Source organism: Candidatus Glassbacteria bacterium (assembly GCA_019456185.1).
GTDB lineage: Bacteria > Gemmatimonadota > Glassbacteria > GWA2-58-10 > GWA2-58-10 > JAJRTS01.
Window position 1 is genome coordinate 24,960 of record VRUH01000036.1, and the last position, 14,305, is coordinate 39,264.

General features: G+C 62.2%; 12 protein-coding genes. All 12 read right to left on the bottom strand.

Annotated features, from left to right (window positions below; genetic code table 11):
• Positions 1 to 94: 94 nt before the first annotated feature.
• Positions 95 to 556: a DoxX family protein gene (locus FVQ81_12550; protein MBW7997376.1), complete on the bottom strand. Its 462-nt coding sequence runs from the start codon at positions 554 to 556 to the stop codon at positions 95 to 97.
• Between the two features lie 127 nt (positions 557 to 683).
• Entirely contained in the window at positions 684 to 1,952 is a 1,269-nt protein-coding gene (locus FVQ81_12555; GenBank protein ID MBW7997377.1) for a radical SAM protein, read from the bottom strand.
• Between the two features lie 20 nt (positions 1,953 to 1,972).
• Complete coding sequence (locus FVQ81_12560; GenBank protein MBW7997378.1) at positions 1,973 to 2,965, bottom strand: iron ABC transporter permease; 993 nt, start codon at positions 2,963 to 2,965, stop codon at positions 1,973 to 1,975.
• Positions 2,962 to 3,771, bottom strand: a complete 810-nt coding sequence (locus FVQ81_12565) for an ABC transporter ATP-binding protein (protein ID MBW7997379.1) — start codon at positions 3,769 to 3,771, stop codon at positions 2,962 to 2,964. The genes FVQ81_12560 and FVQ81_12565 overlap by 4 nt, the downstream gene beginning before the upstream one ends.
• Positions 3,768 to 4,709, bottom strand: coding sequence for an ABC transporter substrate-binding protein (locus FVQ81_12570; GenBank protein ID MBW7997380.1), 942 nt, complete (start codon positions 4,707 to 4,709; stop codon positions 3,768 to 3,770). Before FVQ81_12570 ends, FVQ81_12565 begins: the two co-directional genes overlap by 4 nt.
• Positions 4,710 to 4,760: 51 nt before the next feature.
• On the bottom strand, positions 4,761 to 7,238 hold the full coding sequence (locus tag FVQ81_12575) for a PAS domain S-box protein (GenBank protein ID MBW7997381.1): 2,478 nt from the start codon (positions 7,236 to 7,238) through the stop codon (positions 4,761 to 4,763).
• Between the two features lie 187 nt (positions 7,239 to 7,425).
• A complete protein-coding gene (locus FVQ81_12580) occupies positions 7,426 to 8,031 on the bottom strand; it encodes a response regulator (GenBank protein ID MBW7997382.1) in 606 nt (201 codons plus the stop codon).
• Positions 8,032 to 8,280: 249 nt separating this feature from the next.
• Complete coding sequence (locus tag FVQ81_12585) at positions 8,281 to 9,879, bottom strand: FAD-dependent oxidoreductase (GenBank protein ID MBW7997383.1); 1,599 nt, start codon at positions 9,877 to 9,879, stop codon at positions 8,281 to 8,283.
• A gap of 121 nt (positions 9,880 to 10,000) precedes the next feature.
• Complete coding sequence (locus FVQ81_12590; protein ID MBW7997384.1) at positions 10,001 to 10,798, bottom strand: ABC transporter; 798 nt, start codon at positions 10,796 to 10,798, stop codon at positions 10,001 to 10,003.
• Positions 10,788 to 11,702 (bottom strand): ABC transporter ATP-binding protein, encoded by a 915-nt coding sequence (locus FVQ81_12595; protein MBW7997385.1) that lies wholly within the window; start codon positions 11,700 to 11,702, stop codon positions 10,788 to 10,790. The genes FVQ81_12590 and FVQ81_12595 overlap by 11 nt, the downstream gene beginning before the upstream one ends.
• 32 nt (positions 11,703 to 11,734) lie before the next feature.
• Positions 11,735 to 13,135: a hypothetical protein gene (locus FVQ81_12600; GenBank protein MBW7997386.1), complete on the bottom strand. Its 1,401-nt coding sequence runs from the start codon at positions 13,133 to 13,135 to the stop codon at positions 11,735 to 11,737.
• 30 nt (positions 13,136 to 13,165) lie between these two features.
• On the bottom strand, positions 13,166 to 14,242 hold the full coding sequence (locus tag FVQ81_12605) for a D-TA family PLP-dependent enzyme (GenBank protein ID MBW7997387.1): 1,077 nt from the start codon (positions 14,240 to 14,242) through the stop codon (positions 13,166 to 13,168).
• Positions 14,243 to 14,305: the final 63 nt, after the last annotated feature.

Consider the following 14,305-nt stretch of genomic DNA (forward strand, 5'->3'; position numbering starts at 1 on the left):
ACAGCCCGGTGCTCGTGGGTGTCCACCAGCCCGATTCTGTCGACTTCCCGGCTGATCCGCTCGAACAGCGCCGGGTCCAGACTTGGAATTGATCTTAAACCGATTGCGGCGGTTCCGGTCCGCTCCGGGAGCTAAGGGTTTTCGATAATCCCGCGTCGATACTGAACCTGCCCGGCCCGGCCAGCATCAGGCCGCCGAAGACGAACACCAGTTTCAGCGGGTGGCTGAAACGCTCGAACCCGTCGCCGCCGGTGATATGCATCGTCGATGCGGTCACCATCGTGCAGAACAGCAAAAACGCCGCCCCCCTCGAAAACAGACCGACCGCCAGTAGCAGGCCGCCGAAAAACTCGCTGAACGCGGCCATGAATCCCCAGAATACCGGCGCAAACCCGATCCCGAACACCCCTATCGCCCCGCCCACTTTCTCCCACGTCTCCACCCCACCGGTAATTTTGGGCCATCCATGCATCATGAACAGCACTCCGACGCCAACTCTGATCAGCAGAAGTCCGTGGTCGCGGTAGCGATCCAGAAACGAACAGGTCGGGTCCATCGCGTCTCCTCCGCTTGTGGTTAAGCTGCGAGAAAAACGAAAACCGAATATCAGCTTCCGCTTAATTATATAGCCGCCGGAGGTGAGCTGTCCAGCCTGAAAATGAATACTTGTCTCGGAAGAGAAATCAGCTGGAAAATCGCTGGTAATTGCTGCTGCGCTCGAATCCCTCGATTTTGAACAGGGGATCGCTTCCCACCAGGCCTTTCAGTTCCTCCAGCGGGATCCCGCAGTAGAACACTGGCTTAAGCAGGCCGGGGTTGCCGTCCACTTCACCCAGCAGACCCGTTCGCCAGCGGGGATCGGACATCACTTTCCGCGCCACGCCCGTACCACTGTAAAGCCGGATACAATTGCTCACGCCCACGGTGTCAGGCTCCGCGCGCCGAAGGGTATCCAGCTCCCGGCCAACCTCATCGGGAGTCTGGCCGGGAAAGCCGCACAGGTAGTCCACGGCCACCCTGACGCCATACTCTTTAGCCAGGGAAATCGCGCGGGCAGCCCGCGCCGGTTCATCGGGTGCGCCGCTGGGATAGGTCAGCGTGACCAGGCTCGCCCCGGTATCCGCCAGGCCACGGAACAGCTCGCGGTCAAACGGGGCCGTGCGCATGTAGAGCGCCCAGTCGAAACCCAGCCGGGCCCGCTCCATTTCCGCCAGCAGGGAGTGGCAGTAATCGAGGTCCTGATTGAATTCCGAATCGCAGAGGTGGAATTTCCGCACTCCCCCCTCGGCCATCGCCTCCAGCTCACGCACAACCGCCCGGGGTTGCCGGAACACGACTTTCCGGCCGGCCTCGGCGCAGAACGGACACGCACCCCGGCAGCCGGTCTGGGTGCGGAACCCGCCGACCGCCCCCTCGCCCAGGTAGCGCTCGTAGTCCACTCCTTCGCTGCTGCGCGCGGGGCTCGAGTCTCCGGCCAGCCATCCGGGATCGCTCCAGCCGTCGAGCACGCTACCCGCGCCCGGCGGGTCACCGTTGTCCAGTGAGTCCAGCAGCCCCGGCAACACTCCTTCGGCGGGTCCGTCCACTCCCCAGCGCGCACCGAGATATTGAATGATTTCCTCCGGCGCGAACGAAAAGCCCGCGCCGCCGGCAACCACCGGTACACCGAGGCTGTCCAGCAACTCCACGACTGCGGCGATCTCATCGAGGAAGAACAGGTTGTTGTGGCAGATCGCGCTGTCGATATTGCGGACGGTGATCCCGGCCAGGTCCGGACCGCAGTCATCCACCGCGGCCCGGACGTCCGCATCGGTGTCCGCGGCGAAGGTCAGGTCCAGCAGCCGGCAGTAGTGGGAAGCGCCTTCCAGCGCAGCGGCCAGGTACTCCAGCCCCAGGGGCGGCACAGGCGGTTCGGTGTAGCGGTTGGGGTTTATCAGCAGGATTCTGGCCACAACGTTTAACTTTCACAACTTCAGGTGATTTTCCCAGCCGAGCCGCTCAGCAGCAGCCAGAGGAAAAACGGGCCGCCCAGCAGGGCGGTGATCACGCCAACCGGGATCTCCACCGGGGCGATCAGCGTGCGGGCCAGGGTGTCGCAGAGGGTGAGGAACCCGCCGCCGAACATGATCGCCGCAGGAGCCAGCCGCCGGTGGTCGGGGCCTACCAGCAGGCGCACCATGTGCGGGGCCATCATCCCCACGAACCCGATCGGGCCGCAGATACTGACCACCGCGGCCACCATCAGGCTGACCACGCCGAACACTACCTTGCGCACCCGGCGGACATCCACTCCCCGGCTGGTGGCGATATCCTCGCCGACGGTGAGCAGATTGAGTTCGTGGGCCAGCGCAACAATCACGATACCGCCGCCGATGGCGAACGGCAGCAGGTTCAGGGCAGGGCCGAACCCGACAACCCGAATCCCGCCGATAAGCCGGCGCAGGATATTGAAGCTATTGGTGAAATCGCTGATATACTGGACCAGCAGGATCAGACTGGAGAAGAAGAAGCTGACCGCCACGCCGGCCAGCAGCATCCCGCCGGTGGTGAGCCCGCTCTTGAGCCGTGACAGCGAATAGACAAACCCCATCGCCAGCAGCGCCCCGGCGAACGAGGCCGCAGTCTCGCCGCTGAAACCGAACAGGGTGAATCCCATGCCGAGGCCCACGTACAGGCTGGCGCCCAGCGAGGCCCCGCTGGCGACTCCGAGGGTAAACGGCGTGGCCAGCGGATTGCGGAACATGGCCTGGAACGCCAGCCCTCCCGCGGCCAGCGCCGAACCGGCCAGGAACGAGGTGACCACCCGGGGGACCCTGATCCGCCACAGGATCTCGCCATCGACACCGGCCGAGGACGGATTGAACAGTGCGTCCAGCCCCACGGGGTGCGGGCCGACCAGGGGCGCAAGCAGAGCCACTGCCAGGCTGGCGATAATCACTGTCCAGAAAGCCAAGCGCCCGCTCATCGGCCGGCCTCCCCGGGACGGATAAAGGGCAGTTCGGAACCGGGCTGATGGATAAAGGTGAACCCGGTGCCGTAGATTTCCCGCAGACGGCGCTCGTCGAGCAGCTCTCCCGGAAGCCCGTCGAACACCACCCGTCCCCCGGCAAGGGCGACAGCCCTGCTGCATTCTGTCAGGGCGCTGTTGAGGTCGTGGGTGACCGCCAGGATCGTTTTGCCCTGCAGGCGGTTAAGTTCGCCCAGCAGACTGCGGACTTCCACCTGGTGACGGTAATCCAGAAAGGTGGTCGGCTCGTCGAGCAGCATGATCTCGGCGCCCTGGGCCAGCGCCGCGGCGATAAGCACTTTCTGACGCTCGCCGCCGCTGAGCGTGTCCACCTTTCGCTCCCGAAGGTGTTCCACGCCTGCCCGGGTCAGAATCCCGGCCAGCATCGCGCGGTCCTGTTCACTGGGGCCTGAAAAGGCGGACAGGTAGGGATAGCGGCCCATGGCCACAAATTCTTCCACGCTGAACGGCAGCGCGCGGCCATCGAGCTGGGGCACATAGCTGACCCGGCGGGCAAGTTCGCGTTGATTATACTCTTCCAGCGGTTTCCCGAAAATTTCGATCCGTCCTCTGCCCCCGCCGAGAACGCGGTTGAGGCAGCGCAGCAGCGTGGTCTTGCCGGCTCCGTTGGGTCCGACTATCGAGATATACTCGCCGGCGCCAGCGCTGAAGGAAACTTCGCGCAGGATCTGGTTGCCGCCCAGCTCGATGCCGAAATTAGTTACCGTAACCGCCGGTGTGCTCATTAGCGTATCCTGTGTCATTCCCCGGCCGGCCAGTCGGCTCCGGGGTGGATCGCGCGGGCCATGTCCTCGGCCAGCAGGATAAACCGGGGGCCGGGACGAACCGCGTAGCCGGTGACAAAAACATGGACGTTGCCCTCATCCGCGGCGAGCAGGCCGGGCAGCTCGCTCCAGGCCTGCTCGAAGCGCTCACTGTCGATTCCGGTCCGGCCGAGATTGGGGATAACTTCGATGATAACTTCGGGGGCGAGCAGGTGCAATCCCTCGGCGCTGACAGCGGGAAAAGCGATTGTCCGGCCGCGGTAACTGTTGGAGCCTCCCGCGAGTTCCACCAGGTCGTTGTAAAATCCGTCGCTGCCGGCGATATACGTATTGGACAGGTCGCCGGCGGACAGGTTGCGGCCCAGCACCACCAGCACTTTAGGACGACCCCTGTTTTCAACCCGGCCGCGGATAGTATCCATCCGCGCCTGGAGATTCTCCAGCAGACCGGCAGCCTGCTGCTCACGGCCCGCCGCCCGGCCGATCGTGGTGACGGACTCCAGGATACCGCTGATATCCCGGTGCTCCACAACCAGTACGGACAGGTTGAGTTCACGGAACATCTTCCCGGACGAGGTTTCCTGCTCGGAGAGGATCACCACCAGGTCCGGCTGCAGGGACAGGATCGCCTCGTAGCTGGGGTCCAGATAACCGCCCACCTGGGGCCGAGTGGCGGCCTCGGGAGGATAGTCGCAGTAGCGGGTCACGCCGGCGACCTGATCCCCCGCGCCTACGGCGAAGAGGACCTCCGTGATACTCGGCGCCATCGAGATAATCCGTGCGGGCCGCTCCTGCAGCTCCCGGATGGCTGTACTCCGGCCTGGGGCTGACGGGCCGGTCCGCATGCGCAGCACGATCGGTGCGATAAGGGCCGCAAGCACGACCAGGGCTGCGATTACCGCCCGGCGGTTCTGCAACAGGTCGCCTCCGTCAATTGCGGACTTGAAACAGACATAACGGTTAACGCTTCACTTGCGCTGTTTGCCTCGGGAGCGCCTGGCCTTGCGGGTGGGAAAAGAGAGCGTGAATGTGGTGCCCCATCCCAGCCTCGTCTTGACTGATATCGTTCCGCCCATTGCCTCGACAAACGAGCGCGACAGCGACAGCCCGACACCCATCCCCTCGTTTATGTGGCTGCCTTTGGTCTTAGTGCTGAAAAACGGCTCGAAAATATGGGGAAGAACTTCGTCGTCGATACCCGGGCCGGTGTCGCTGATCCACAGTTCCGTTGCCGACGCCGTCCGGGTACAGCCGATCGTGAGTCTTCCGCCCAGGGGCATCGCCTGCAGTGCATTGAGAATCACGTTATACAAAACCTGGGTAAGCTGGTTGACACTCAGGCTGAGCTGTGGCCCCGGAGCGGTGATTTCGTTCTTCACCTCGATTTTGCGCCGCTGCACCTGGGTCTGCAGCATCTTCAGGACGTTTTCCGTATGTTCGCCCAGATCGACCTTCCGGACCTCACTGGCCGAGGGCCGGTAGAGGTTGTAGAGCTGGGCAACGATCCCCGCCACCCGGTCGATCTCATGGTCCATCAGCTCCACGTATGCATAGTCGTCGCTCTCGGCCGGGACCGCAGATTTGAGAATATGCAGACTGTTCTTGATTGCACCCAGCGGGTTGTTGATCTCGTGGGCCACGCCGGCGGCCAGTCTGCCGGCGGCAGCCATCTTTTCAGAGTGGATCAGCTGCCTGCGCAGCTCCGTATTAAGAATGAAATCGTCGATCAGATTCCCGGCGTGGTCGATCAGATCCTGCTCGAACGGCAGGAAGACGATATCATCACTGGAGGCGCAAAGCCTGAGAAAACCCCGATTGACTCCGGCGACTTCAAGTGTCCTTTCAAGGCAGTCGGCTCCTTTTTTGTGCCATTCGGCGGTCACCCACTGCTGTCCGTCCAGGTTGATAGTCACCCGTTTGTGCTCCCGGTCGTGCAGGGCCTCGACAATAATCCGGGCGCAGGCCGCCATCGTTTCTTCGAGAGTATACTCCCTGTCGAATTCCTGGCGGATATTGTAGAGGCAGGTCAGCTCCCGGAGGCGTTCCTGCAGGCGCTGCTCGGATTCCTGCAGAGCGGCAACGCTTTCCAGAACACGTTCCTCCAGGCTGTCGCGCTCGCTGCGAAGGTGGCGCTGGATTTCCTTGAGCTCGGTGATATCATGAGCGATAACCTGGACCGACGGGATATCCTTGCTGTAATGGTAGGGCTGGATGTTGACCTTGAACCACGTGTTGGCGCCGTCCAGGGTCGCGTTGTAGATAACGTTGATTTCCCGGTCTTCTTCGATAGCCCGCCGGACATGTTGCAGGTGACGGGCGGCCTGGCGGGGAAGAATCAGCTCGTCGAGAGTTTTGCCAATTATTTTTTCGGGAGCCTGTCCCAGATACGCCGCGGCCATGTTATTGCACAGCAGCACCCGGCCCTCGGCGCTCAACAGGTATATCGAAACACCGGCGTTATCGATCAGCAGGCGATAGCGCTCGCTGCTTTCTTTCAGGGCTTTTTCCGCCTCGACCTGCTCGCTGATATCCGTAATAACAGCCATACTGGCCTTGAACCCGCCTTTGTCGTCCAGGATCGGACGAGGCGATATCCAGACCGGCTTCCGGCTCCCGTCGGCGCAGACCAGCTCCACCTGGTAGCGATGGAGCCTTTCGAGTTCACCCTTTCTGCGACTGTCGTATTGCCGGACGAGTTCCTCCCGGTATTCCTCGGCGATAAAATCCGTAAAGGGGCGGGAATACCATTCTTCGTGACAATATCCGGTCAGACGGCACAACGCGTCGTTGACGTAAAAAACATTCATGTTTTGATCCGAAAGACCCAGACCCTCGTTCATCGCTTCAACTACCGTGCGGTAGAGTTCCTCGCTTTTGGCCAGTTCGGCCGCCGTGTTCCGACGGGTTTCTATCTCCCGCTCGAGCTGCTTGTTGGCTTCGCTGATCTGCCTTGTCCTTTCATCGACCAGCTTTTCAAGATGCTGCTTATACTGGGAGAGTTCTTCCTCGTTGCGCTGGCGGTCGGTTATATCCCTCAGTACGCCGACAATCCCCGTCACCGTACCGTCATCGTCAGTCTGCACCGCCCCGAGATCCTCGAACCAGACAGCCTGGCCCTCGGAATTGACCAGCCTGAACCGCGAGGGAAATTCCTCGCCGGTTTCCATGCTGCGGGCAAACTCCTCGATAATCCGCTCCCGGTCGTCGGAATGGATAAACTCCAGGAAGCTGTGGCCCTCCATTTCGCTGCGGGAAAACCCATAGATGGAGGCCTGGTCGCTGACGAAGGTCAAGGTTCCATCGGGAGTTGCCGAATAGATAACATCCCGGCTGGAGGCCGCCAGCCTGCGATAGATTTCAATACCGGCTTCAAGGTCGGATGGAGCGGGTTTGCTCATCACGGAGGCCTGTTTTCCGGTTTTTCCTTTTGGTTTTCCGGGTGTCATCGCTAGCGCGCCTGTTTCTGCCGACGATTACTGGAGCCGCAACCGTGTCCGGTCAGCTCTATCTGCTACAACAAAGCCCGGCGTGAGATTTTTTAAACTCCGGGCCGGGCTTTGTTCGTATTGGCGAGTATTTCCGCACCGTTTCCCCGGGGCGAACCTGGTGAATGTGCCGAAACACTGCTTCCGCTCAGGATTTACGTGGTTTTCGCCCGCGGCTCTTTCGTGGAGCCGGATTGTGGTGGAGATTGCGGATCATATCCATCAGGGTATTCATGTCCACCGGCTTGGCCAGGCATTCGTTGGCTCCGGACTCCCGCGCCCGCTGAAACATCATTTCATCCGGGTAGCCTGTGACGACAATAATCTTGACCTGTTCGCCGTTATCGCGGTTCTTGAAATCCCGGCAGACCCTGAATCCATCGATACCCGGCATTACCAGGTCGAGTACGAGCACGTCGGGTTCGAACTCGCCGATCAGACGTCCGGCTTCATATCCATCCCCGGCTTCCTTGACATTAAAGGCCGTTTCTTTCTGCAAGGCTCCGACCAGGCTCCTGCGGAAAGACTCTTCATCATCCACCACCAGTACTTTGATCGGAGAAAGCTTATCCGTCGTGGGCAGGGGGAAACCGCGTTCCTTGAGAAACTCGATCACGTCCTGGCGGCGGAAGCGTTTGTGCCCGCCGGGTGTGGTTGCAAACTTTATCTGCTTGCGAAAACACCACGACCTGACAGTGTCGGGCGATACGCCGCACAACTCGGCGAGTTCTCGCGGTGTCAGCAGGTCTCTCATCGTAAACACCTCGGGCAAAAGGAATAAAGGCAACACACTTCGTTATAACCTGAAAAACCGTTGCCTGTCAAGAGACAAAGTCCCTCTCACCGCCTCCGCCTCCGCCTCCGCCTAACTCTATTCACGGACTTCCTGCGCATAAGATTCCCACAACGGTTTTCAGCAATTATACCCGTAAACAGTTTAAATATCAAATAAATATCCTCTGAAAATGGGAAAACCGGTGTGCTTTTTAACGAAATCCGGCAGCTATCGCGAGCCTGTTCCACTCCGGTCTGTCCAGGGAGCGGCCTGATCGTGGGCAATAATCTGACCCTGGGAGCGAAGTTCCCGCTGCAATACCGGGACAGGGCACTCGCCCACCTCGCAGTTGAATTCCAGGCAAATCGATGCGGCCGTGCCGGCGGCGTGTCCCATGATCATCCAGACCGGCTCCAGGCGCAGAGTGCCGTAGCCCACGTGGCTGGCCGAGACGCAGACCGGTACGAGCAGGTTCCGCATCCAGGTGGGGACCATGATACGGTAGGGTATCTGGTAGGGGCGGCTGGGCAGGATGAAAAAGCCCTCGCGCCAGCGGTACTCTCGCCGCACGGGGCCGGTGGCGTGGGAATCCATCGGGTAGCTGCCGATCCCGACCGCCTCGTTCTTGAGCGTATCGACCGTTGCGTCATGCTGGGTGAACGTCACCTCGCCGTGAAGGCGGCGGGCTTCGCGGACGTAGATCTGGAACGGCCAGTTGCCGTTGTCGGTGAACTCGTCGGCGGCCAGGCGGTAGCGGTCGAACTGCGCTCTCAGCTCCGCCGGGATACCGGGGTCGGTGCGCAAAAATTTCCAGAGGCCGAGGATATGCTCCCGGTGGGCCTTCTCGATTCCCGCCCTCTCCCGCCAGGTTCCCAGCGGGTAGCCCTGGCTGCCGCCGACCAGGTCGGTGGACAGCCAGCAATGACCGTAGTTGTTGAGGTCGTACTTGCGGTTGGGCAGGGGAGCGATATTGAGAAAATCGCGCGGAGTCAGCTCGCCACCGCTGCGAGGTGAATTCCTGCGCAGGCGGATGAACTCGCAGAGCACACGGTAGTCGCCGGGCTTATAGTTCTCCGGCTCGGGCCAGGGCACCGAGTTCTCCACGCTGTCGGTGAGGCAGAGACGGTAGTTGTAGGCCTGGATCAGGCTGTCGCCCTCGTGGGTGCTGCCGGGCAGGGGGAGACGGGTCTCGTGATGCTGGAACAGATGGCCGGCCAGGGATTCATCGAAAACCTCGCGGCCCTCGCGGCCGGTGTAGAACGGGCAGCCCGCCTCGGCGAACAGGTCGCCGGTGTAGGTCGCATCGATAAAGAAGCGTCCCTCGATACTGCGCTGGCTGCCATCGGAATTACGCCGCAGAAGAATCGAGTTGATCCTGTTCAGGCTGGCGTCGAGTTCGATCAGCCGCCAGGCGCGCAGTAGTTCCACCTCCTCATCGGCCAGCATCTTTTCGAACACCGCCTCGGCCACGTGCGGCTCGAACCGCAGGCCGTCGCGGCAAGCCGCGTACTGCGGGGAGGTTTCTCCGTAGGCGCGACGGTAATGGGCGGCTATCTTCGCAAAAACCTCGGCGCTGATCCCGCCGATAAAGTCCGGGTTGCCGGCATCGGTGTTGCCCAGCCCCGAAGCCATCATCCCGCCCACGCGGCTGTTGACCGCCACCAGGCAGACCCGCTCGCCCATGCGCGCGGCCGCCAGGGCCGCGGCAATCCCGCCGGGCGTGGCGCCGTATACTACTACGTCATAATCTTTTGGACCGGTACCGCGGACTGCGCAGGCGGATAACGCTGCAAGCACCGTAACCATGATTACGAACAGAAACCGCAAAGTACCTCCGGAACGTTAGTTCTGAAGTTAAAACCTCACCAGAACGACGATAAAAAGTATCAAATTCTTCTGATCCGGCCACAAGAAGCAAAAGCCCTCACCGCTTCCAAAAGCGCACTGCTCAAACCACTATCCGTCTTCGCAGCAGCCGCTCTGCCAGCGGCCACAGCACCGCCGCCCAGGCCAGACAGACAACAACGTTAATCCAGAGCCCCGAATGGAAATCGGCCAGGCAGAACGAGCGCATCAGTTCGACCACGTGGGTCAGCGGCAGCACGTAGCAGACACTCCTCAGCAACGGCGGCAACTGCTCCAGCGGGAACACCGCGCCGCAGAAATAGAACTGCGGGGTCAGCACGCCGGTCATGTAAAAATTGAAGTTGTTGATTTCGCGTACCTTGCTGGTAACTATTATTCCCATCAGCGCGTATATCGCGCCGGTGACGAACCCGGCGACCGGCACCAGCAGCGCCCACCACGAGTGCACCAGCCCGAACAGGGCGGTTACTCCCACCACGACCAGGCTGAACGCGGCGGCCTTTGACGAGACCCAGAGCGTCTCGCCGAGCATCATCTCGCCGAATGACACCGGACTGGCCAGGATGGCGTCGTAGATATGCTCGTACTCCATCCGCATGTATGTGCCGTAGGTGGTCTCGAAACTGGCCGACCACATCGGCGAAATCGCCATCATGCCCGGAGCCAGGAATACCGCGTACTCGACCCCGTCAACCAGGCCCAGGTACGCCGACAGACCCACGCCCAGGCCCAGAATGAAGAACAGCGGTTCCAGCACGGGCGGGATCATGTTCGCCAGCAGGAACTTGAAATACACGCGGCGGAACCGTTTCCAGACAGCCAGCACCCGTACCAGCCCGCTCGCAGGCCGGGCCAGCTCGAATCCACGATCAGGCGTCATCGAGCCTCCTGCCTGTCAGCTTGAGGAACACGTCCTCCAGGTCCGAGGGCCTCAGCGCGCCCGGCAGCACGCCTTCCCGGTAAGGAACCGCCGAGAAAGCCTCCTCGCCGCCGGCGTTGAAAAATACCCTGTCCCCGTAGCTCTCGTGCTCCAGTCCGCATTCCCGCCATGTTTCCCGCAGGTCCTTGTGATCCACTTCGAGCACCAGCCGGCTGAGATGGCGCTTGATCAGCTCGCGGGGCGCGCCCTCGTGAAGAATCCGGCCCTTGTCCATGATCACCAGGCGGTCGCAGAGCCGCTCGGCCTCGTCCATGTAATGGGTGGTCAGGATAACGGTCACGCCGCCGGAGGTCAGCTTGCGCAGCACGGCCCAGATCTGGTGGCGCGCCTGGGGGTCGAGACCGGTGGTGGGTTCGTCCAGAATCACCAGCCGGGGATAGTGGACCAGGGCGCGAAGAATTGTCAGCCTGCGCTGCATCCCGCCCGACAGCTCGCGGATCTGCGCGCCGCCCCGTCCCTCGAGCTCCATGAACGCCAGCAGCTCGTCCAGCCGCCCGGCCAGCGTGTGGAAGTCGATCCCGTAGTAACCGGCGTAGACTTCCAGATTCTCGCGGACAGTCAGCTCCTGATCCAGGTTGTCTTTCTGCTGGACCACGCCCAGCACCTGGCGCACGCGGCTGCCCTCGCGCGAGGGATCGAGTCCGAACACGCTCAACTCGCCGCCGCCGCGGGGGCTGAAATCGTAGAGCATCCGCAAGGTGCTGGTCTTGCCGGCGCCGTTGGGCCCCAGAATTCCGAAACACTCGCCCTCGCAGACCTCGAAATCTATGCCATCGACAGCGGTCACCTCACCGAAAGATTTCTCCAGCCCCCTGGCGACAATCACCGCGCGCTTTCCGCTCATCAGTTCACGTTCTCCTGCAATCTGCGCCGCTTTCACTCTTCCGTCACGTTCACCACGGCCACCCAGCGCCCTTCTCCCGGAGGAGCCAGCGGAACGTAAGGACTGGCGGCAGTAAGCTGCGGTTCTTTCCAGTGGAGATATTCGGCGTCAAACCAGCTCACTTCCAGCTCGGCGCCAACCGCGGCGCCCCCGGGGTCCAGCAGCACCTGCCCGCCGCCGGGGAACATCACCGCCCACTGCTCTCCCTCCACCGCCAGGCAATAGGCCTCGTTGGCGGCGCGGTCGCGAAGAAGGTTGTCGGCCACATGGCTGGAGAACAGGTCGAAGCGCTCCATCACCTGACGGATTCCCCGGATCGCCCGCCGGGCGTTGCTGTCCAGACCGATCCCGTGGCCGCGGCCGGTGGGACGGTGGAAGCGGGTGCCGGCGCACCCCGCCCAGACATTGCCCCAGAACCGGTCCACACCCAGGCGCGGGTCGAGCCAGTTGTCGCCTCCGCCGCGACGGGAATAGACCTTGGTGTTGTTGATCGGGCGCGGATTGGCCTCGATCCTTCGCCGCACGTAGGCCAGGGCGTCCTGATGGCGCTGGCCCTCCTGCCAGTTATTCTGGCTGATATCGATAAAGTCGTAGGTCTCGGGGTGGTCGATAGTGCGCAGGTGCCACTCGTGGCGCAGGTCCCAGGGGTCCCACATCTCGGTGGTGTACACCCGCCGTCCCGCCTGGCGCCCCTTGTCCTTGATATACCCGGCCCAGAAAGCTCCCCAGCATTCGCCGACCGAGGTCTCGTTGTCCATCGCATACAGGATATTATCGTAGCGCAGGCTGATCGAGAGCATTTTGTCGACAAACTTCTGCTGCCATTTCAGCACTGCCGTATTGTTGTCGCACCCCGGGGGCGTGCGGAAAAACGGGTTGTCCGCGGCCGTGGGGTGGCTGGTGTTCGCCGAGTCCAGCCCGCTCTCGGCGGCGGTGTAGTTGATATTGAGCGACGGGTTGAACGGGTTGAACCCGGTCCAGTTGTCGCGATAGTAGTTGAACGTGGCCCAGACCTCGATCTGCACGATCACGCCGCGCCCATGGGCGGCCTCCAGCAGACGGGCGAACCGGTCCCAGTAGCGGTCGTTGAACAGGTTCAGATCGTACTTGCCGCCCACTCTGGCGAACGGCCAGGGACGGGTGGAATCGCGGCTGGCCATCGTGTTGCGGATCACGTTGCCGCCGCAGGCCGTCAGGATATCCAGTTGGGTCTCGAAACCCTCGTACTGGAACAGATCGTCATCGGCCGAGCCGCCCAGCAGCAGGACCGGCTGGCCGTTGTACTCCCAGTAGCGGGAATCGACCGGCCAGGGCCTGATCCCCTGAGCGGAAGACTGTGCGGCACACACCAGCAAAGCCGCCGCCAGTGCCAGATACTTGATTCTTCCCTGCATTTGTTCCTCCTGGCGATCTGATTGCCGGTCTCAGTGGATTTTCCCCGCAGCCGCGATCGGCAGGATTTCCTCCACTTCGCCGCCGCGGACCAGGTGCAGAACCCGGTGCATGTTGACCGTGGTGCAGACGTGGTTGGGATAGACGTCCACCAGCTCACCGGACGACGGGTTCCATTCGCTTTGCCCGGTGCGGACATAGCCGTGCTCTTCGTTCATTTTCTCGCACTCGGCTTCCGGGTGCTGCTCGATCATGCCGAACCCCCGGCCGGCGATACCGGCGGCGTCGCTGAACGTCTTGCTGCCCCCGTCGATTATGGCCGTATCCGGCACCGAGGCGCTGACCACCCGGCAACGGACCCTGAGCGCGCAGTCGGCCAGTTCGCAGGCGCCGAGACTGTGGTAGTTGAGGTCGTTGAAGATATAGGTGCCGGGACGGATTTCAGTCAGGCCCTCGATCTCGTGGCTGCGCAGCGCCGTGGGCGTGCTGCCGCCGGAAACCACCTCGACATCCACTCCCGCCTGTCCGAACGCCTCGCGGGCAATCCCGATCTGCGCCGAGAGTTTCCGCAAAGCCTCGTCCGTGACCTTGCGGACATGGCCGGGGTAGAGCATGATCCCGCGCACCGGGACACCGCTCTCCGCTATCCGGGCCACTTTGCCGGCCAGGGAGTCGTCGAGCTGAAGGCCGGTGCGCCGTCCCCCGGAGTCCACCTCGACCAGGTAGCTGATTTCCCGGCGGCTGTCTCCCAGCGCATCGGCGGTGGCCTGCGCGTGCTCCGGGCTGTCGGTGGCCACGCTCACCCTGGCGCGCCGGGTGAGGGCCAGCAGATTGCGCCACTTGTGCGGCCCCCACAATGGGTAGGCCAGCAGGATATCCTCCAGCCCCGCGGCGGCCATCACCGCGGCCTCGGTCACCTTGGCGCAGGTAATCCCCACCGCCCCGGACTCGATCTGCCGCCAGGCCAGCTCGGGTATCTTGTGAGTTTTAATATGCGGCCTGAGCGCCAGCCCGTGCGCCTTGCAGTACTCTCCCATCCGCGAGAGGTTGCGCTCGACAACATCGAGATCGGCCCACAGCGCCGGGGTGTCAAGTTCATCAATATGCATTTTTTTACAGCTCCAGTCATTCTCGTATCAAAATATCTTCCTTGCTATCCTCCCCATCGCCGC

What these genes read in the sequence shown, in the direction of transcription:
- FVQ81_12550 (MBW7997376.1), bottom strand. Translation starts at nt 556, where the DNA reads ATGGACCCGACCTGTTCGTTTCTGGATCGCTACCGCGACCACGGACTT.
- FVQ81_12560 (MBW7997378.1), bottom strand. Translation starts at nt 2,965, where the DNA reads ATGAGCGGGCGCTTGGCTTTCTGGACAGTGATTATCGCCAGCCTGGCA.
- FVQ81_12565 (MBW7997379.1), bottom strand. Translation starts at nt 3,771, where the DNA reads ATGACACAGGATACGCTAATGAGCACACCGGCGGTTACGGTAACTAAT.
- FVQ81_12575 (MBW7997381.1), bottom strand. Translation starts at nt 7,238, where the DNA reads ATGACACCCGGAAAACCAAAAGGAAAAACCGGAAAACAGGCCTCCGTG.
- FVQ81_12580 (MBW7997382.1), bottom strand. Translation starts at nt 8,031, where the DNA reads ATGAGAGACCTGCTGACACCGCGAGAACTCGCCGAGTTGTGCGGCGTA.
- FVQ81_12590 (MBW7997384.1), bottom strand. Translation starts at nt 10,798, where the DNA reads ATGACGCCTGATCGTGGATTCGAGCTGGCCCGGCCTGCGAGCGGGCTG.
- FVQ81_12595 (MBW7997385.1), bottom strand. Translation starts at nt 11,702, where the DNA reads ATGAGCGGAAAGCGCGCGGTGATTGTCGCCAGGGGGCTGGAGAAATCT.
- FVQ81_12600 (MBW7997386.1), bottom strand. Translation starts at nt 13,135, where the DNA reads ATGCAGGGAAGAATCAAGTATCTGGCACTGGCGGCGGCTTTGCTGGTG.
- FVQ81_12605 (MBW7997387.1), bottom strand. Translation starts at nt 14,242, where the DNA reads ATGCATATTGATGAACTTGACACCCCGGCGCTGTGGGCCGATCTCGAT.